The 16,702-nt window shown below is 52.7% G+C and carries 21 protein-coding genes, 1 tRNA gene and 1 pseudogene; 5 read left to right on the forward strand and 18 right to left on the reverse strand.

Going from position 1 to position 16,702, the window contains the following annotated elements; genetic code table 11:
- Positions 1-34 precede the first annotated feature (34 nt).
- The gene (locus tag H3M12_RS00575) at positions 35-328 is read right to left on the reverse strand and encodes a hypothetical protein (protein ID WP_182150774.1); all 294 of its coding nucleotides are present in this window, start codon (positions 326-328) and stop codon (positions 35-37) included.
- Positions 329-428: 100 nt separating this feature from the next.
- On the opposite strand from H3M12_RS00575, the gene thiD reads away from it, so the two are divergent.
- On the forward strand, positions 429-1,253 hold the full coding sequence (thiD, locus tag H3M12_RS00580) for a bifunctional hydroxymethylpyrimidine kinase/phosphomethylpyrimidine kinase (protein WP_129032128.1): 825 nt from the start codon (positions 429-431) through the stop codon (positions 1,251-1,253).
- Positions 1,254-1,326: 73 nt separating this feature from the next.
- Here the strand turns inward: thiD and H3M12_RS00585 are convergent, their stop codons facing one another.
- The 4 genes from H3M12_RS00585 to H3M12_RS00600 form a co-directional block, all read right to left on the reverse strand.
- Positions 1,327-1,506: a hypothetical protein gene (locus tag H3M12_RS00585; protein ID WP_129032130.1), complete on the reverse strand. Its 180-nt coding sequence runs from the start codon at positions 1,504-1,506 to the stop codon at positions 1,327-1,329.
- The gene (locus tag H3M12_RS00590) at positions 1,496-2,191 is read right to left on the reverse strand and encodes an NAD(P)H-dependent oxidoreductase (protein ID WP_129032132.1); all 696 of its coding nucleotides are present in this window, start codon (positions 2,189-2,191) and stop codon (positions 1,496-1,498) included. Before H3M12_RS00590 ends, H3M12_RS00585 begins: the two co-directional genes overlap by 11 nt.
- A gap of 90 nt (positions 2,192-2,281) precedes the next feature.
- On the reverse strand, positions 2,282-2,431 hold the full coding sequence (locus H3M12_RS00595; RefSeq protein ID WP_170954950.1) for a hypothetical protein: 150 nt from the start codon (positions 2,429-2,431) through the stop codon (positions 2,282-2,284).
- A 136-nt stretch (positions 2,432-2,567) separates the two neighbouring features.
- On the reverse strand, positions 2,568-2,876 hold the full coding sequence (locus tag H3M12_RS00600; RefSeq protein ID WP_129032134.1) for a hypothetical protein: 309 nt from the start codon (positions 2,874-2,876) through the stop codon (positions 2,568-2,570).
- A 116-nt stretch (positions 2,877-2,992) separates the two neighbouring features.
- Between H3M12_RS00600 and H3M12_RS00605 the strand changes: the two genes are divergently transcribed.
- Positions 2,993-3,066: transfer RNA gene (locus H3M12_RS00605), tRNA-Arg, on the forward strand.
- A gap of 91 nt (positions 3,067-3,157) precedes the next feature.
- Here H3M12_RS00605 and H3M12_RS00610 read toward each other — a convergent pair.
- The 7 genes from H3M12_RS00610 to H3M12_RS00640 all read right to left on the reverse strand — a co-directional run bounded on the left by H3M12_RS00610 (position 3,158) and on the right by H3M12_RS00640 (position 9,326).
- A complete protein-coding gene (locus H3M12_RS00610) occupies positions 3,158-3,751 on the reverse strand; it encodes a TetR/AcrR family transcriptional regulator (RefSeq protein ID WP_129032136.1) in 594 nt (197 codons plus the stop codon).
- 139 nt (positions 3,752-3,890) lie between these two features.
- Positions 3,891-5,231 (reverse strand): MATE family efflux transporter, encoded by a 1,341-nt coding sequence (locus H3M12_RS00615; RefSeq protein WP_182150775.1) that lies wholly within the window; start codon positions 5,229-5,231, stop codon positions 3,891-3,893.
- Between the two features lie 135 nt (positions 5,232-5,366).
- Positions 5,367-6,569, reverse strand: coding sequence for a metal-dependent hydrolase family protein (locus tag H3M12_RS00620; protein ID WP_129032140.1), 1,203 nt, complete (start codon positions 6,567-6,569; stop codon positions 5,367-5,369).
- Positions 6,570-6,847: 278 nt separating this feature from the next.
- Complete coding sequence (locus H3M12_RS00625) at positions 6,848-7,051, reverse strand: cold-shock protein (RefSeq protein WP_024746588.1); 204 nt, start codon at positions 7,049-7,051, stop codon at positions 6,848-6,850.
- 191 nt (positions 7,052-7,242) lie between these two features.
- Positions 7,243-7,848 (reverse strand): alpha/beta hydrolase, encoded by a 606-nt coding sequence (locus tag H3M12_RS00630; protein WP_129032142.1) that lies wholly within the window; start codon positions 7,846-7,848, stop codon positions 7,243-7,245.
- Between the two features lie 12 nt (positions 7,849-7,860).
- Positions 7,861-8,181, reverse strand: a complete 321-nt coding sequence (locus tag H3M12_RS00635; RefSeq protein WP_129032144.1) for a hypothetical protein — start codon at positions 8,179-8,181, stop codon at positions 7,861-7,863.
- A 17-nt stretch (positions 8,182-8,198) separates the two neighbouring features.
- Positions 8,199-9,326, reverse strand: a complete 1,128-nt coding sequence (locus tag H3M12_RS00640; protein ID WP_129032146.1) for an A/G-specific adenine glycosylase — start codon at positions 9,324-9,326, stop codon at positions 8,199-8,201.
- A gap of 260 nt (positions 9,327-9,586) precedes the next feature.
- Between H3M12_RS00640 and H3M12_RS00645 the strand changes: the two genes are divergently transcribed.
- On the forward strand, positions 9,587-11,239 hold the full coding sequence (locus H3M12_RS00645; RefSeq protein ID WP_225423499.1) for a peptide ABC transporter substrate-binding protein: 1,653 nt from the start codon (positions 9,587-9,589) through the stop codon (positions 11,237-11,239).
- A gap of 169 nt (positions 11,240-11,408) precedes the next feature.
- Here the strand turns inward: H3M12_RS00645 and H3M12_RS00650 are convergent, their stop codons facing one another.
- Both H3M12_RS00650 and H3M12_RS00655 read right to left on the reverse strand, forming a co-directional pair.
- Entirely contained in the window at positions 11,409-11,726 is a 318-nt protein-coding gene (locus H3M12_RS00650; RefSeq protein WP_129032148.1) for a DUF7671 family protein, read from the reverse strand.
- Positions 11,727-11,731: 5 nt separating this feature from the next.
- Positions 11,732-12,772, reverse strand: coding sequence for a lipoate--protein ligase (locus tag H3M12_RS00655; protein WP_129032150.1), 1,041 nt, complete (start codon positions 12,770-12,772; stop codon positions 11,732-11,734).
- Between the two features lie 158 nt (positions 12,773-12,930).
- On the opposite strand from H3M12_RS00655, the gene H3M12_RS00660 reads away from it, so the two are divergent.
- Positions 12,931-13,317, forward strand: a complete 387-nt coding sequence (locus tag H3M12_RS00660; RefSeq protein ID WP_129032152.1) for a glycine cleavage system protein H — start codon at positions 12,931-12,933, stop codon at positions 13,315-13,317.
- Positions 13,318-13,448: 131 nt separating this feature from the next.
- Positions 13,449-13,664, forward strand: coding sequence for a P8 family protein (locus H3M12_RS00665; RefSeq protein WP_129032154.1), 216 nt, complete (start codon positions 13,449-13,451; stop codon positions 13,662-13,664).
- A gap of 195 nt (positions 13,665-13,859) precedes the next feature.
- Here the strand turns inward: H3M12_RS00665 and H3M12_RS00670 are convergent, their stop codons facing one another.
- From H3M12_RS00670 to H3M12_RS00690, 4 genes and pseudogenes are all read right to left on the reverse strand, one after another.
- On the reverse strand, positions 13,860-14,480 hold the full coding sequence (locus H3M12_RS00670; protein WP_129032156.1) for an SDR family NAD(P)-dependent oxidoreductase: 621 nt from the start codon (positions 14,478-14,480) through the stop codon (positions 13,860-13,862).
- Between the two features lies 1 nt (position 14,481).
- The gene (locus H3M12_RS00675; protein ID WP_233449193.1) at positions 14,482-14,661 is read right to left on the reverse strand and encodes a hypothetical protein; all 180 of its coding nucleotides are present in this window, start codon (positions 14,659-14,661) and stop codon (positions 14,482-14,484) included.
- 29 nt (positions 14,662-14,690) lie between these two features.
- Positions 14,691-15,740 carry an alpha/beta fold hydrolase gene (locus tag H3M12_RS00680; protein ID WP_182150777.1) on the reverse strand — a complete coding sequence of 350 codons (1,050 nt, stop codon included), beginning with the start codon at positions 15,738-15,740 and terminating at the stop codon, positions 14,691-14,693.
- Between the two features lie 235 nt (positions 15,741-15,975).
- A pseudogene (locus tag H3M12_RS00690) lies at positions 15,976-16,611 on the reverse strand (histidine phosphatase family protein).
- Positions 16,612-16,702 lie beyond the last annotated feature (91 nt).

Genomic DNA, 16,702 nt, shown 5'->3' on the forward strand with positions numbered 1-16,702 from the left:
ATCCTGTAAGTTTGACCGTTGCCTCGGTGCAACGTTAATAAAAACCAGTGATGGTCCGGCCGAACCAGAGCAACAACCCGTCGGCAAAAGCGCCGATAACGGCGACCCACATAGCCACCACGGTCCAGACCAGCCACCAGACCGATTGGTGAGCGAACGTTTTCCCTAGGCCTATTAAGCTTAGCACACATCCCAGCAATCCGAACGTTAAGGTCAGTGGTTCGTTACCCGTTAGGCGATACGCCCAGCCGAGGGCCCCCGTAAGCGCATAGCTCCCCATGAGCAGTCCGATAAGGCCCCAGAGTGGCCCCCGCCAACGTTTCCCCATAATCCGTTTACCCCCTCGCACTAATTTTTAATCGATTTAATCGTTCCCCGTGGCAATTCATGCTATCCTAGGCTTAATGACATTTCTTAGGAGGGTTTATATGACAAATACTTATCCACAAGCGCTGACCATCGCCGGGTCCGATAGCGACGGCAGTGCTGGCATGCAGGCTGACCTACATACTTTCTTTGCCCGCAACGTTTACGGCGCGTCCGTCATTACCGCGTGCGTGGCGGGAAACTCCTATGGTATCCACGCCAGCATCCCCATGCCTACGGATTTTATCGATCAGGAATTCCAGGATTTAGCAGACGATTACCATATTCGTGCTGCTAAGACCGGGATGCTCGCCGATTCGGAACTGATCAACGATGTCGTGCGTAACTACCAGCAAGCTGATTTTGGCCCGTTGGTCGTCGATCCCGTCATCATGACCAAGCACGGCAACCAGCTGCTCGAAGAGAGCGCCTTTGAAACGCTCCGGACGAAGCTGTTGCCATTGGCTACGGTTTTGACCCCCAACTTCTACGAGGTCGAAAAGATCGCAGAAATCACAATTCACAGCGATGCCGACATGGTCGCGGCCACCCAGAAAATGCAAACCATGGGTGCCAAGAACATCATCGCTAAGGGCAGTCACGCCATCGCCAACCAGACGGTGGTCCGTGACTTCGTCCTCTTAGAGTCTGGCGAAAGCTTCTGGTTGAGCCAACCTTACCACGATACCGACCGGGTCAACGGGACCGGTGATTCTTTGTCGGCCTGCATCACCGCCGAATTAGCCAAGGGCACGCCAATGAAACAAGCTATCGCCTTGGCTAAAGCGTTCGTGAACACCGCAATCGGTAACCCGATTGAAGTCGGCCATAAGTTCGGTCCCATCAATCACTGGGCGGCCCAACGTGCGTCTTACGACCAACTGTAACCTTAATCTCTCACGAGTTTCATTAGAGTTCGCGCCCTGCGGCCGGACTCTTTTTTGGTCTTGTCACTCCGGGTCACCACTTGTCTGGCCGCCAAGTCCGGCCATCGATTTCCCCTTGTAACTGGTCGTGGCGTTGCGCCTGTTCGGTGACTACCCGGTCCAACGCTACCCAAAAGGCCCGGTCCGTGAATTGGGGCTGCTGGGCCGCTAACGCTTGTATTTGCTGATGAAGCCAATCCTGCTTACTCGTCATCGTCGGCCTCCTTAATCATCGCTAACGTGTCTGTCAGGCCCTCTAAGTCATCGCATTGCTGATCGAAGGTTGCGGCCACCAATTGGCCTGTTTGCCGCTGATTGGCGCTTAAACGGGCAATCATGGCCGGTAAGCGGGCTGCAAACCAAGCCTGCCGGTTAGCTAACGTATCCGGTTGGGTCTGCGTCAAATAACGCTGGTAATCAATGACCAGTTGCAATTTTTGCGGCTCAGTCATATAACCGAACTGATAAACGGGGAATAGCGGTAACCACGTCAATTTGGCTCGGTGGGCTACCGCAGCTAACGGCGCCAAAGCCGCGTCAAGGGTCAAGTTTTCCGTGCCGCCCCGGCGAAAGGCCGTTTGCGGCATCCCCGTACTGACCACGACCCCCAGTTCTTTCCCCGCTAGGGGGTAGCGGTGATCGCCGTACACGAAGTTACGCGTCAAGACCGTATCCTCCCAGCGTTTGAAACTCGCCGGCGCCGCGTACCAGTACAAGGGAAATTGTAGGATGATGCGGTCGGCTTGACGTAACAGCGCCTGCTCGGCCGCCACATCGATTGGTCCCAGGTCGCCCAGTTCATGCCAAGTCACCTGTGAGGCCGGTAAACTGGCGTGTAAAAATTGTTGGGTGGTCGAATCCGCAACTTGCGGATGGGCTACCAGCACTAAGGTTGCCATCGGTTACCATTCCTTTCTGAATCCACTGTAGCATAGAAATGATTTTTCCCCAGCAAAAAAGCCCGCTAACTGAAGTTTACGGGCTTAAGCTTAACTTAGACGTTGATTCGACTTACTGGAGAAACGGTCTCGTTCAGCAAGGTGTTTGCTCTTCTTCCGAAAGGCCGCGAGATTATTGAGGTATAATTGCCCTCCTGCAGCGAACAAGATAATCAACAAAATAATAAGTACAGCCGTCATCAGAATCCCCCCTGTTAATATCAGGTTACAGTTATATTATCCTAACGTTACAGAAAGATTGCAAGTAAAAAACATCAAAAATAATAATTTTAATAATTTCTCACCCTAACGCCCACCGATTCAGACCAATTTTTCGCTACCGGTGGCTCGACTCACTACTTGACGTGGCGGGCTTTGACTGGTCGGTCGATGACTTTTTAACGGACTGGTGGCGTTTTTTAGCTTTGTCGACTTGGTGGGAGACCTGGTTTGTCGGACTGACATCCGACTTCCCCGCCAAATTCGAGATAGGGTACGCCACGATGAGGACACCCAAGGCGATGGCGAGATAAATCAGGTTCTGTTTCCGCTCGCCGTGAGCCTGGGTGATTTGAAAGAAATAGTAGATTAAGCTAATGGCCGCAAAGAAAACAATGATCTCCGCGACCACGTGAATAATGACCATGCGATTCCCTCCTGGTTGGTTGCCGAATGACACATCTCAGTTGCGTCTGCGTTTCGCAGACCCGCGATTGACACGGACCGACGGCTTCTCTATAATAAATAATTGTGAATACTTTTGTCGCAATAGCTCAGCTGGATAGAGCAACGGTCTTCTAAACCGTAGGTCGAGGGTTCGAACCTCTCTTGCGACATTCCTAAGGGTCAAAGACCCATTATAATTGATAAGGAAAGACCCCAGGTCGAGTGGACTTGGCGTTTTTTATTATGGTTGTGGTCACGTGGCTAGATTTCCCGTGGTCGGAGGTGCTGGGCAAAGGTCCGGACGTTTTCCCGTAAGAACTGCCGCCGGACGATCCCGATGCCGCCGTGCGGGTACAGACTACGAAAAACAGCGTTGCCAAAATTGATCAAGATAAAGTTATCAACTTCCTGGGAAACGTTCACGTCAGCCGCCATTTCGCCACTGGCAACCATTTTATGGAAGGTCCCCGTCAGTGATTCCCGCAACCGAAGGGGTAACTTTTCGGCAATCCGCCGAACCTCGGCAAACTGATAGGATTCCCGTAAGTCCAACAGAAAGATAGATTGGTGTTGCCGAACAAAATCAATGTAAAGTTCGGCAATCCGCTGCAGGTCAAACACGACGTCGCCACTCATCTGGAACACTTCCCCAATGCGATCAATATCGGCAAGATAACCCGTAATCAACTGCTCCAACAGATGCCGTTTATCCTGAAAATGGCGAAAGATGGTGCTTTCATTGACTCCAGCGCGGGTGGCGAGTTTCCGGGTCGTGGTCCCCCGGTAACCATATTTCAGCAGTAGTTCAGAAAACGCTAACAAGATTCGTTGGTCCGTTTCTTGTTTCGTCCCCATGCCATCAACCCCCTTCTATCGTTAAATTGTACCATGGTTCCGGGTCTAATCCAGTCCCAGACGCCCGAAGAAATTGTCCTTTGGCCGGTAAACACAAAAAGTCGCGATAATTTATCGCGACTTTTTTCATTGGATTCAGTTAAGATTCGGTTACTGCTCGATTTGCTCGGGCAACCTGGTGCCGGTACAAGCCCCAGCCCAAAAGCGCCGTCAAGACGTCCGCAATGGCTTGAGACCAAATCGTTCCGGTGTATCCAAATAACAAGTTCCCCACGACGATGGCCACGGTAAAAATAATGCCTTGCCGTGAAATCGACATGATGAAGGCGTTCAAAGCCTTAGCCGTTGACTGGAAGACCGTCGTGTAAACCAGAATGGCCCCCACAAACGGTGTGATCACCAGCAAGATACGCAACAGTTGCCCGCCGTAGTGAATGACCGCAGGGTTCTTCAAGAACAACGAAACCAACCACGGCGACACAATAATCATCAAGGACGCCATGACTAGCGACCAGACCACTTCGACCATCAAATCAAAGCGAATGACTTTTTGCAGGCGGGGCTTATCATTGGCCCCATAACTATACCCGATCAATGGTTGGGCGCCGAAAGCAAAACCAATCATGATGGCATTGACCACCTGGTAAACCTTGAGGGCAATCCCCAACGCGGCCACTCGATCGGCCCCGTAACGGGCTAAGTAGTTGTTGAAGAGCGCCGTTTGGTAACTAACCATGAGGTTGGTCACGGAAGCCGGCACCCCAATCACCAGGATCTGCCAGATGTCAGCCTTATGTAACCGCGATTCGTGCCAGTTGACGTTCACGATTTGACACCGCCGCCGCACGAAGTAGACCAGAATCAAGTCGGTCAACACGAAACCGATCACGTTAGCCAACGCGGCCCCGGCCGCCCCCAACTTTAAACTTAAAATCAAGATGGGGTCCAGGGCAATGCTGACGATGATGCCGCCAACGCTGCCAATCATGTTTTCTTTGGCCCGGCCTTCCGTTCGCATCAAGTTCCCGGGAACGATGGACAGTGCCACCAGCGCCGCCCCAACGTTAAAGATGCGGTAGAACTGGGCGGCGTACGGGTAAGTTGTGGCCGTTGCGCCCATCAAAGTCAGAACCGGCCGTTCGAAGACCAACATCAAAACTGCTACGGCAATCCCGGCAAACAGGACGCCGTAGAAGCAGAAACTGCTGACCCGGCGTGCCAACTCGTAATTGTGCTGACCCAATAGCCGGGACACATACGCACTGCCACCTAAACCAAAGATATCCCCTAAGGCAATCATCAGGTTAAACAGCGGTGTACAGAGTGAGACCCCCGCCACCAACGCCGTATTCTGAGTCATGGACACAAAGAAGGTGTCCGCCAAGTTATAAATCATGCTCGCGAGCATGCTCAAGACGACCGGCATCGCCAAGGTAAAGTAAGCGCGATGTACCGGTGCCTTTTCAAATAGATCTTCCAAAACTCATCCCTCGATATGTACCCCCGATAATTGTGGGGCAGAATACCTATTAGTATACGCCATTTTGCCCGTTAAAATGTAGCCCCAATTTTTGGGGAAACCGAGCCATAATCAGCGGGGGCCGGTGATTACCCCTTAGGCGAGGCGGACCCCCTTTTTATAGACTTGCTTATCCGGTTGTTGGACCGCTTGAATCGCCGCGAGTGGATCAGCGTCGAGGACCACGAAATCTGCCATCTTCCCGGGGGCCAGGGTGCCATAACGCTTATCGATCTGTAATAGCTTAGCCGCGTTTTTCGTCGCCCCTAAGAGGGCTTCAAACGGCGTCAATCCCATCTGAGTCATCAACACCAATTCATCCGTGGTCCCGGTGGCAAAGCCGTTGAACGGCGTCCCCGCATCGGTGCCCACGGCGTAGTTGACCCCAGACGTCAACGCAGTGCGCATGTTTTGATAGAAGAAATCTTTGACTCCCGCGTTCTTACGATAGACGTTGTCTGGCACGATGCCCTTACCATACCGGTCAATCTTGTCACAGGGACTCAACGTGGGCACCAAATAAGTCCCCTGGGCCTTCATCAGGGCCAATTGATCGGCATCCAGGTAAATGCCGTGTTCAATGGAATCCACCCCGGCTTCAAGTGACAGTTGAATGCCTCGATTACCCTGCGCGTGTGATGCCACGGTCATGTGCTTGCTGTGGGCCTCCGATACGGCCACCTGAATCTCTTCTTCGGTCAGTTCCGTATCATCGACCTCGTCAGCGGCAGACATCACCCCGCCAGTGGCCATCACCTTAATGTTGCCGGCCCCCAGCTTAAAGTTTTCTCGGACGGCCCGCCGCACGTCGGTCGCCGAGTTGACCAGATGGCCAAAGTTGCTTTCACCGTTCAACCCCTGGGGTTCATCCCCGTGGCCGCCAATGATGGAAATGGGTCGACCGGAACCATCGATTTCAGTGCCTCCCAGGTCCCCTGCCCGTTGCAAACGCGCCAGCTTGAGATCAACGTCAAAGGCACACCCGCAGTCCCGGATGTAGGTCACGCCATCGCGGGCGAGTGCCTTTAAGTTTCGCAGAGCCCGGTAAGCCACCTCGGTCTCGGATAAATGGTCGTTGGGCCGGCCACTCGTGCCACTCATCATAAGATGAGTGTGAACGTTCATCAATCCCGGAATCACATACTTGCCGTGTAAGTCCAACGTTTTTTCGGTGGTGGTCGGCGTCCCCGTCCCGAGGTCGCTGATCTCACCGGCAGCGTTGACCGTAAAATACGCATCGAGTAAGTAGTGGTCGGTCACCCCATCAAAGAGTTGGCAATGTACAAACGTTTGAGTCATCAGCAAAAACTCCCTTAATTAGAATCGACGGTACGCTTTAACGGGCCTCACTGGACCCGGACCTGGCCGTCGTGAAGAATTAGCCAAATTCTAAGAGAGTTTCTCATCTTTGTCAATCACCTTTAGGAGGCATTACTCAATGGCCCTGACTGAATGCCGGCTACAGCCCATTTTTCAGCTAGTGCCCCATGTCTAATTACTTTTTCATCATCAGGATCAGGGCATTAAAAAAGCCACCGTCCGAAGACGGTGGCTTTTAGGCTAGAGGCTAATGTAAATTAGTCAACAACCGTAACGTTAGCAGCTTGTGGGCCACGATCGCCTTGTTCTACGTCAAGGGATACGTGTTGGCCTTCTTCAAGAGTCTTGAAGCCTTCACTGTTGATAGCAGAGAAGTGAACGAAAACGTCAGAGCCGTTTTCCAAAGTGATGAAGCCGTAACCTTTATCAGCGTTGAACCATTTAACAGTACCTTGTTCCATAAGAATGAAACCTCCGTGCGCATAGCGCAATAATATTTGCATTTGAAAGCTGGGGTAAAAAGGAGCCATTCTTAAAGAACGTCGAGCCTTTAAAACTTCCGAACCATAAATACATTAACCATAGGATAACAGGTATTCCCCAGAATAGCAAATGGGAAGTTTCAAATATTTGGCGAAACTATGATTAAGCCCTAGCGCCTCGCGGCCAACCAATTATATGCCGCCAACACCTCTTGGGGCGTGATGTTATGCGTTCCACCAGTCACGTTAACGGTCGTCGTCATCTGTAAATCTTCACAGGCTGCCGCTAATTTTCGAACGGTCGCCACACTTACTAATTGGTCGCGCTGCCCCACGGATAACCAGACTTCTCGGTCCGGTTGAACCTGGGGAGTGGGGACCGGCAACTGTAAGGGGTGAAATAAAACGGCATAACGGCCAGGAAACAGCCCCATCTGGACGCCGTAAGCCCCCAGTGCGGCACCGTTCGAATAGCCAACCGTGATCAACTGAGAACTGTCCCAGTGGTGTTCTTGGCATAGTCTCTGTGCCTGGTCAGCCACCCACTGGGCAGCGGCTTTAATTTGGGCCGGATTCGCCGGGGAACTGGCCGTTTGCGTGTAATACTGGCGCTGAGCACCACTCCCCTGACGGCCCGCAATCGTCATCAAAGGGCTTGTGGGGGCCAAGCGCCGGCCAAAGTCTAAAATCTCACGGTTAGTGCCCCCTGTACCCTGCAACAATAACACCGGGGGCGCGGTATTAGCTCCCGGCATGGTTTCAATCAAATCATCCATTCTCGTTTTCTCCTAGCGGTGCACAATGATTTCAATGGTATCTTTTTGTGGCGCCACGTTCAACCCAAAGCACGGCTCCGTCAAAATCTTACCGTACTCGTCCAGCACATCGTCGGGAAGGGGCGTGTGGTCGTGTAATTGCTTGATCAACTCGTCGGCCGTTTCAATCTGGCCCAAATCAACGAACAATAGCGCGTCGTTGATCAAGTCATGGACCAAGTCGCTCAACAGGCCGTTGGGTTTGCCCTGCACGTCGGTCACCACGACTTGGGCGCTTGCCAACGGCCGATGATTGACGGAAACAAACTTTAAAATGGTAAAAATAGTTGGCATAAGATATTTCCCCCCTGTTATTGAACCGCCGCGCGAGCCTGAGCCCAGCGCCGCATCATCTTTTCTTGCACCTTTGGAACGGGTAAATCAGCCACTTGTGTCGTCGCGACCCACTGCCCCGGAAAGTAAGTCAAAGGCGTCGCCGTGGGGAGTTTCGCTTGCAGTAAGCTCACTTGCCAGCGTTGGTGTGTATACGTCTGACTCACGGTTCTTCCGCCCAGTGGCGTAAACCTTACCGACAACTGGTAATCGCGTTGCCAGCGGGCTTCCAAGGCGGCAATATCAGCCGCTAAAGTTGGTGTCGTCGTGGCCTCGGCCGGCAGTAAATCGGCCTTGGGAATCAATGGGTAAGTCCAGTATCCCGCTAACATCTGTTGTGCTGAGCGCTGGACCAGTAAGTCCCCCGCCGGTGAGGTGACCAGCAGACCGTAGTATGGCACCAATTTAGGCCGAGGTTTCTTAGTCTTGACCGGGTAAGCGAGCACCTGGTCCGTCCGGTACGACGCGTCGAACGCGCGAACCGGGGAGTGTGCTGGGTCGGGCGTCTTGGCTGTCATGTAGCTCGACCCCAAGTCCATGACAGCCTGGTTGAAGTCTCCGGGCCGCTGCGAATCCACAATGGGTTGTAAGATATCAAAGAACACCTGGCGCGTCTTGGGTTGAGCCACGTCCGCATCAATCAACAACAAGCGAGCAAAGACCCGAAACGCGTTGCCGTCGATGGCCGGCACGACTTCATTAAAAGCGATGCTAGCGATAGCACAAGCCGTGTACGGGCCAACCCCCACCAAATCCTGGAGCGTCGCGGCGGTCGTGGGCCACTGGCCGTGATAATCGGTCACTAATTGGCGCGCCGCTCGTTGCAAGTTGCGGGCCCGCGAATAGTAGCCCAATCCCTGCCAAGCCTTCAACAAGTCGGCCTCCGCCGCGTTAGCCAGCGCCGTGACCGTTGGAAAAGCGGCCATAAAACACTGATAATACGGAATGACCGTTTGGACTTGCGTTTGTTGCAACATAATCTCACTGACCCACACGTGATACGGGTCGTGATCGTGGCGCCAGGGCAAGTCCCGCCCCTCCTGGTCGTACCAGGCTAATAGGGTGCGACGGAACTCGCGAATCGTCGCCGGCGACCATTTTTCCATGACCATCCCTCCGTTTACCATTTTCTTAATTTTAGCGAATTCCCACCGGTATCACAAGTGGGGCCCCTTAACTAGCCCTTGACGTGGTCCTCATCCTCCCCTATCATCAAACGGGAAGTCTCCAATCCCTAACGCCTGTCATTGAAGGCATCACCCGGCTTAGTCCACGAGTCGATGCCACCTGGGCCGGCCACGATCAGATGGTTAAGTCAGCGCGTGAACGGGGTGAACAATTGGAGAAACTCATCGGAGGAAAACACATGAAACACTGGATTTTACCCGCGATGCTCCTACTGCTAGGGAGCCTCGCTGGGTGTACGAAAGACACAACGGTTCATTCAACGAGCGATAGTCAAGGGGTCATGACCCAACGCCAAGTTTTGACGCTAGCCACCAGCACTCCTTTGACCACTTTAGATGCCGATAAGATGACCAAATTTGGACGGTTGAACAACACCATTGAAGGTCTATATCAGACCAATCGCGACGGTCAAACCCAACTGGCTCTGGCCAAGCGCGTCCAACTGAACGCCACCAAGACGACTTACACCTTCAAATTATGGCAGGATTCCCGGTGGAGCAACGGGGACACTATCACCGCACAAGATTTCGTCTACGCCTGGCGCCGCGCTTTGGCCCCACAAACTAAGGCGCCGGAAGCCGACCTGTTTTTAGGCATCAAAAATGCCCGCCAGATTCTGGCCGGTGATCTACCCGCCACCCAGTTGGGAGTCCACGCCAAGGGACGGTTCACCCTGGTGGTCACCCTCGATCATCCCATGGTGGAACTCCCCCAACGACTGGCTTACCCCATCTTCGGCCCCCAGAACCAGCGGGTAGCGACAAAATGGGGAGCCAAGTACGCTACCCAACCCAAGTATCAGGTGTACGCGGGACCCTTCATGGTCAGTTCTCACGGTAACACGGCCAAGCACTGGCACCTAATTCCCAACCCCTATTACTGGGACCGCAAGCACGTTTATTTGACCCGCATCAACGTCAACGTTTACCATAATCAGGCCCAAGAATGGCAAGATTATCAACAAGGCCGGCTGGATGAAGTTCGACTCCAGTCGAAAACTGACGTTAAATCGGCGGAAACACAGACCACCTACACGGCTCGGCCTTACTCCAAAATGATTCTGATTACATATCGACACCACTCCTCAACGAGCATACCCAGCCAACTTTTACGCCAAACTACGACCCGGTTAGCCATTTCCCACGCCGTTAACCGTCAAGCTTTGGGCCGCAATACCTACGGAAAATCATCGCTTCCCGCTCAAGGTATCGTCCCGGCTGGGCTCAGCCGGGGTCTCCGGGGCACCACCGACTTTGCCGCTAGTCAACCGGACCAAACCGCCTTGACATACCAACCTAAAGTAGCTCGGCAACAGTGGCGCCAAGCCTTAAAGAAAGTCCACCGGCACCGCATCACCTTGACTTTGAGTTACTTGGATACCACCCACGGTCGCCTGGTCGCGACACAGCTTCAAAAACAACTCATGACGACTTTGCCGGGGCTCACGGTCCGCTTAAAACAGCGGGCACAACACCTCAACGGTCATTCCAGCCCGTTAAACGGTGATTTGAACTTGAACACCCAGCAGGCGCAATACGCCGACCCCCTGGCGATGTTGGCACTGTTTACAACGACCAACTCCGCGAACACCACACGCTGGCACAATCGCGATTACGACCGTTTGGTTGCTCAAGCCAGCAACGCCACGGCCTTCAACACCCAGCGGTGGCGAACCCTATTAAAAGCCGACGGAATCTTGATGCGCGAACAAGGCGTCACGCCACTTTTCCAACCAGCTAGCACGTACCTGATGAACCCACACTTAAACGGCGTTCGCTTCAACACCGTAGGAACGTTGTCGAACTTCAAGGAAGCCTACTTCGCCAGATAAAATCAAGCCCACCCGGACAACCAATCACAAGAGTGCAACAAACTGACTTTTGGCGCATGCTTCGGCACCCTTATGGATCCGAGTAACTTAAAAAGTGCACCGCTTTTAAATGGATTTTCATTTAAAAGCGATGCACTTTACTGTTTTGTCCCAGACTCTGATTTTAGGGTCAATCGTTAAGTTGTTGTTGCGCTTCTTGGACCACCGCATCTCCGGCGAACTCACTGGTCAGCCGTTGCATCGGGGTGTAAGCGTGCCGGTCCTTATAGGCCACCGGATAGGCCGCGACGACCGCGACCTTCAACTGGTTTTCGGTCAAGAAAATTTGACCAACCCCGCGGTACTTACCCTTGCTGTGCCGGCCAGTTCGCCAGGAATGTAGCTTGAACTCACCGTTTGCTTCCCGCTTGATCTGGTAGTTGCCCGATGCATCCGCCACGACGGGCACGCCCAGATATTGGTTCACCTCATACTTTGCTTTTGCCATCTCTTTTACGAATTCTCCTTAGTCAACGCCGTAATCAGGGGGTCAATGGTCGCCGCCCCTAAAACGGCCGTAATTTTCGGTTGAGTCAAAATGGGTTGTAACACCGCTGTTGTGGCGGGTTGCCCGACCAACTGAGCCGCAATCGGGGCTAATTGGTCACTTGACGCCAGCGTGCCAAACAACGCCACCCGCCGTAATTGTCCTCGTTGCGCAGTAAAGTTGACGTGCAAGTCGCCATCGGCTAGCTGCAACCGTTGGTACTGTCGGAAACCGGGATTGGCGCCGTAGTTCCATGCGTCCGTGCGGTATTTTTCGGTCAGACGCTGGTCAATCACGGCCCAATCGTGGTCCGTTAAGTGGTAGGTCTCGATTTGGTCTAGTCGGGCCACCCCGAACACGTGACAAAGCAAGGCCTCCCTGAACGCTTGAATATCCAAATTTTGATATTGCGGGGCCAAGTACTGCCGCAAATTAGTGATGGGCACTCGGTTCGAGGCCACGCCGCGAGTGGTTGCCGTCTGCGCCGCGGGGCGTAACGCCTGATGAGCCGCCGCCACGTTCAGATCATACATGATGGTCCCGCCAGCCGCGTAACCAGCCCCGTTTTTGAACATGGTCATCCCCGAAAACTTCTTGCCCGCCACCGTCAGCGCACTCTTCTGGCTGATGGCCAAGTCGGTCACGCCCATTGCCGTCAAAGCCTTCAAAATGGGAGCCGCGAAGACCGCATAGTCCCCAAATCGCGCCCCATCATCCACCTCGCCGTTCACGATGTGCTCAAAGATCAAGTTGCGTTCATCGTGATAGACGGCGCCGCCCCCTGACGTGCGTCGAACCAGTTGGACGTGGTGCGCCTGCAAGTAATTAAAGTCCACTTCTGCGGTCACGGTCTGGTTCACACCGATGATGACCGCCGGCTGGTTCACGTACATCATGAGGCCGTGGCCTGGTAGCTTTAAATCGTTGACCAAGTAATTGTCAATGGATTGATTCACCAACGCATCGGTGACCACTTGGCCTCGACGCGTCGTATCGATGAGAAACATTGCGAAAAGCTCCTTCCCCCGCGGGTCTAAATTACTCTCAGTTTAGCATACGGCCCCGCCCCCAACAACTTTACAACCGCTCAATAGAAGTGGTTGTCAGCGGTTACATAACTTCGTATACTAGAGGTGACCTTAAGTTATCCGAGAGGAAGATGACCATGATAAATTCTACCCCATCATTTTGGCAACGTTTAAAACACTGGTGGCACGCCCGTTTTAGTGCTCCCAGCGCACCGACCATTACCGAAAAGGACGGTGTCTGGATCGAACAGCAAGACGCCCACCATTACCGGTTGGGCTTAGCCAGTGACGCACTGGAACAGATCGGTGACATCAGCTTTGCCGACCTCCCGATTTTAGTCGACGATGAGCTTGTCGCCCAAGACGACATCCTCGAAGTCGAGAGTGATAAAGCTGTCGAAAACTTCAAGACGCCCTACGCTGGCACCGTCGTTAAAACCAACGATGCCTTGGTCGCAGATCCCAGTGCGATCACGCCTAAAAACCAAGCCGCCAACTGGATTTTGGTGCTCAAAGTCGACTAACCTAGCGGGTAAAATTTTCAATAAAATAATTCCCATTTCTGCCAAAATGAACTAACATAGAAAATGAAGCCGGTGGTACCCATGCCAACAACACGATACACTGACCCAATTTAAAATTGGAGGTAATGGTTATGGCTGTTGTAGAAAAGACCGCATTATTAGATGAGAAGATGTCCGAAGTGTTTGACTGGTCCAAGGACTCTACTCCTGTACGTGACGCCATCTGGGATCACTACATGGAAGCTAATGGTCACAACACCGATGAAACTGAAGCTTCGATGAAGAAGATCGATGCGAAGTCTGACGATGACGTCAAGGCGTTCGTTGAAGAGAATCTGAAGAAGTAACCGGCTCACTCAAAAATAACGCGATCGTCTGGTGGCGTTATTTTTTTGTTTCAATCCGCAACTCAAAAACTGCTCCAAGAAGGGCTAAGGCCTTCCTTGGGGCAGTTTTATCATCCATAAACACTTAATATAATAACCCTCAGCTAGTCAAATGGGCCGCGTTAACCGGAAAATCAATGAGGATTCCCCCACGAGCTACTGAACGATTTGCGCAACCTTTGCGGCGATAGTGGTTCGCCCCGCCTGTGGCTGTAACAAATACGCCTTGATTTTAGAATTTTCAACATTCACCGTTTCAACGAGGGCCCGAATCGCACCCCGGCTAGTGGTATACAGCCCTAACTTTGCCTGAGCCGTTTCCCCCCAAGGCGCCACATCCAAGATGTAACCACCCCATTCATTTTTCTGCATGAATCGCACCGCCAGCCGAGTACTATTAACGACCCCCATCAGCGCCGTTGCCAGGTAATCACGCCACTCCCGACCGCTTAACTCGGCAACGCTCTTATTAGAGTAGCCCGCCGAATCCGGCATCAACCCCATATTCGTAAAGACCAGGTCGATACTGCCTAAGCGGTCTTCAATCGTCTGAAATGTTGCTAAGGCTTCATCATCATCTTCAACTTTACACGGATAAATGTAGCAGTCCGGCCCAATCTGTTCGATTGCCGCCTTTAAGGCTTGGGCATCCGGCAAATTATGCGTTAACAGACAAATATTATACCCCGCCTTTGCCAGTTGCAACGAGACCTCGCGGCCCATTCCCCGGGTCGCACCAGATAATACCGCATTCTTATTTTTGGGTTCACTTTTCATCCTAGAATCGCTCCTCTAACCAACTATTGACATGCTCAAAACAATTTCTAACAGTATCGCCAAACTCCCCAGCAAACCGTTCGGCAGCTTTTTCAGGCACAATGTTATGCGAAGCCCCGTCCACAAATGCCATTTGCTTATCAGGGCTCGAACTATTTTGGTAGATGGCTTCGGCGGCCATAAATTCGTAGCTGCCCGTCATCCCCATAATCAGCGTTGGCACTTGAATATGTCGGACATTGCCGGGGTATTGCAATACGCACTATCCCAATCAATGCCGTAAACGTGGGTCGCATCGTAACCAAACCCCTTCGTTCGCAGGCCAAAATTAGTTAGAAAATTCTTAACGGTCGTTTGCTTGGTCGACAAATTATTCAGTTGCACAAATTGTTGGGCGGCGCGTGGCAGGCGCCGCGAATAGATGACCTCGTTTGAGATCGACCCATCGGCATGAATCAAATCCCATGGCTTGGCCGTATGCTGAAGCAGGGTCGGATCCTGCGGAAATAATTTATTGCACGGCGCAAACTGCTGGCCACCCACAATGGTTAACGGTTCATCATCTTTAAACTTGCCTTGCCCCGCTTCGATTGCGTTCAATCGTGCCAACGCATCATCAACTAGCTTTTGCTGACGCTCAGCTTGCGCTTGTTGGTAGGCCCGGATGAATGCCGAACTATACTCACCATGGTCCCCGCACCAGCCATTTTCAGGCGACGTGAGGTCAAATTTGGGATTCAAGTAACGCGCACTGTCGCCTTCCGTCAGACCGGGGTCCAAGCTCAACAATTCCATCACGCCGTTGCCAAAATTAGAATCTAGGAACATGACCCCGTCCGCCGGCGTTAAGTCACCAACATCCGTTAATTTAACGACCTGCCGTTCCGTTTGAAAAATATGGGCACCGTTCTCGGCGATGGCTTGATAAGCACTTAGCAGTGTCGCCCCACCACTGTGCCCCAGCAGCAGGAATTTTTTGATGGCGTCATCCTGCTTCACATAATCGACAACGGCTTTCACGTCCAATATTTTTTGATCCAGCGTTTCTTCCGAACGCTTGACGGCAGCGGTAAATACCGTATAGCCGCGCTGAGCCAATTCGGGCGCCGGAATAAAGCCGTAATAAGCCTCGTCCGAATGCATCAAAACGATTCCGACCGGTTTTCGATTCGTCGGGTCAACCGGACGGTAAATCACGAGTCCTTGAAATGGATTGAGTTGTTGATAATGGTTTTCAATGACCACAGAATTGTTCTTCATCCTTCAGCCTGCCTTCCATGTTTGCTTCTCATTATTCAAATTATAGCCCAACAAGGCAACTTTTGAGATGTTACGGCGTCCTCACATCGGCTTTACTAAAATCGAAACTGAATTGCTTTTCTCGTCAAACTTCTCATCAACGCCGATTGACAAAGAACTACTAAAAACAGCCGTAAAAAAGACCGGAGATGGTTATCCCCGGTCCTTCATTCATTTAAAGTTTAATTGGCCCGTTTTATTCCGGCCCTCCCGGCAAGATGCCGTACCCCAACAGGTACCGGCGCCCCGTAGCCGGGTCGATGGCCGTCTTGGTTAAACTAGCGTTCGGCGGCTCCGGTAACGCGGTCGAGGCGGGTAACCCCAACATCAACAGCGCGGCCACCTTAATGGTCAAACCGTGACTGATCACTAAAACATGCTCAGAGGGGTGGTCAACGACCAACTCCGCCAACAGTTACCCTAACCGATCCTGAATCTGCGCGTAACTTTCGCCCCCAATCCGGGGCAGCCAGGTTGGCGTGACCTCGTGGGTCAACGGGTCGACGGCGTCCGGATGAGCGCGTTGCAGATCCGCAATCGACCGACCGGCCCAATCGCCGTAGTCGCCTTCAATCACCCGTGGCTCAATTGTCAGTGGCCGGTGGCCCTTCGTCGCCGCGGTAATCAAGGCGGCGGTCTGGCGGGCTCGCTGTAACGGACTGACAATCAAGCGGTCGTAATGGGCAACATCGAGGCCCCCAGCCAATAAGGCTTGGACCTGGGCTGTCCCGGTGGACGTTAAGCGTGTCACGTCCGTATCCAATTGACCTTGAATCAGACGTTTGGCGTTCGTGATCGTTTGGCCGTGACGCACCCAATCAATCGTGGTCATCAAAACCACCCTTTCTGTTCGCTAGTTTTCTTGACGCTCAAACACGGTTTCGACCTTGCGCCGGCCCCGTTGCAACAGGTAAATTGCCACG

This window comes from Levilactobacillus suantsaii (assembly GCF_014069315.1).
Lineage (GTDB): Bacteria > Bacillota > Bacilli > Lactobacillales > Lactobacillaceae > Levilactobacillus > Levilactobacillus suantsaii.

Coding starts and splice junctions, on each gene's coding strand:
- H3M12_RS00575 (WP_182150774.1), bottom strand. CDS start 328: ATGGGGAAACGTTGGCGGGGGCCACTCTGGGGCCTTATCGGACTGCTC.
- thiD (WP_129032128.1), top strand. CDS start 429: ATGACAAATACTTATCCACAAGCGCTGACCATCGCCGGGTCCGATAGC.
- H3M12_RS00585 (WP_129032130.1), bottom strand. CDS start 1,506: ATGACGAGTAAGCAGGATTGGCTTCATCAGCAAATACAAGCGTTAGCG.
- H3M12_RS00590 (WP_129032132.1), bottom strand. CDS start 2,191: ATGGCAACCTTAGTGCTGGTAGCCCATCCGCAAGTTGCGGATTCGACC.
- H3M12_RS00595 (WP_170954950.1), bottom strand. CDS start 2,431: ATGACGGCTGTACTTATTATTTTGTTGATTATCTTGTTCGCTGCAGGA.
- H3M12_RS00600 (WP_129032134.1), bottom strand. CDS start 2,876: ATGGTCATTATTCACGTGGTCGCGGAGATCATTGTTTTCTTTGCGGCC.
- H3M12_RS00610 (WP_129032136.1), bottom strand. CDS start 3,751: ATGGGGACGAAACAAGAAACGGACCAACGAATCTTGTTAGCGTTTTCT.
- H3M12_RS00620 (WP_129032140.1), bottom strand. CDS start 6,569: ATGACTCAAACGTTTGTACATTGCCAACTCTTTGATGGGGTGACCGAC.
- H3M12_RS00625 (WP_024746588.1), bottom strand. CDS start 7,051: ATGGAACAAGGTACTGTTAAATGGTTCAACGCTGATAAAGGTTACGGC.
- H3M12_RS00630 (WP_129032142.1), bottom strand. CDS start 7,848: ATGGATGATTTGATTGAAACCATGCCGGGAGCTAATACCGCGCCCCCG.
- H3M12_RS00635 (WP_129032144.1), bottom strand. CDS start 8,181: ATGCCAACTATTTTTACCATTTTAAAGTTTGTTTCCGTCAATCATCGG.
- H3M12_RS00640 (WP_129032146.1), bottom strand. CDS start 9,326: ATGGAAAAATGGTCGCCGGCGACGATTCGCGAGTTCCGTCGCACCCTA.
- H3M12_RS00645 (WP_225423499.1), top strand. CDS start 9,587: ATGAAACACTGGATTTTACCCGCGATGCTCCTACTGCTAGGGAGCCTC.
- H3M12_RS00650 (WP_129032148.1), bottom strand. CDS start 11,726: ATGGCAAAAGCAAAGTATGAGGTGAACCAATATCTGGGCGTGCCCGTC.
- H3M12_RS00655 (WP_129032150.1), bottom strand. CDS start 12,772: ATGTTTCTCATCGATACGACGCGTCGAGGCCAAGTGGTCACCGATGCG.
- H3M12_RS00660 (WP_129032152.1), top strand. CDS start 12,931: ATGATAAATTCTACCCCATCATTTTGGCAACGTTTAAAACACTGGTGG.
- H3M12_RS00665 (WP_129032154.1), top strand. CDS start 13,449: ATGGCTGTTGTAGAAAAGACCGCATTATTAGATGAGAAGATGTCCGAA.
- H3M12_RS00670 (WP_129032156.1), bottom strand. CDS start 14,480: ATGAAAAGTGAACCCAAAAATAAGAATGCGGTATTATCTGGTGCGACC.
- H3M12_RS00675 (WP_233449193.1), bottom strand. CDS start 14,661: ATGGCCGCCGAAGCCATCTACCAAAATAGTTCGAGCCCTGATAAGCAA.
- H3M12_RS00680 (WP_182150777.1), bottom strand. CDS start 15,740: ATGAAGAACAATTCTGTGGTCATTGAAAACCATTATCAACAACTCAAT.